This window comes from Kineococcus vitellinus (assembly GCF_009906315.1).
GTDB classification, from domain to species: Bacteria; Actinomycetota; Actinomycetes; order Actinomycetales; family Kineococcaceae; genus Kineococcus; species Kineococcus vitellinus.
Genome location: NZ_JAAALL010000672.1, coordinates 1 through 391, shown reverse-complemented (window position 1 = coordinate 391; position 391 = coordinate 1). Strand labels below are relative to the sequence as shown.

Below are 391 nucleotides of genomic sequence, written 5' to 3'. Positions count from 1 at the left end.
ACCCTAACGGGGGCCTCGTCGCGCCGGCGGCGGGGTCTCGGGCAGGATCGCGCCTGTGATCACCCGCGCCGCACCACGCCGCTGGGTCCCGCTGGCCGCGCTGCTCGCCGGCGCCGGCACCGCGCACCTGGTGCGCCCGGGGGGCTTCGACGCGATCGTCCCCCGCGCGCTGCCCGGGCCCGCGCGGTGGTGGACCACGGGTTCGGGGGTCGTCGAGCTGGTCCTGGCCGCGGGCCTGGCGCTGCCGCCCACCCGCCGCGCGGCCGGCGCCGCGGCGGCCGCCTTCCTGGTGGCGGTGTGGCCGGCGAACGCGCAGATGGCCGCCGACGCCTGGCGGGCCCCCGGCGGCGGGCGGCGGGCGGCGCTGGTGCGCGCCGCGACGCTGGTGCGC

1 protein-coding gene is annotated in these 391 nt (G+C 82.9%); it reads left to right on the top strand.

Annotated elements, in window-relative coordinates:
• Window positions 1-55: 55 nt before the first annotated feature.
• Window positions 56-391, top strand: a 336-nt coding sequence (locus tag GTQ99_RS24035) for a DoxX family protein (RefSeq protein ID WP_205708156.1), incomplete at its 3' end; no start/stop codon positions are given.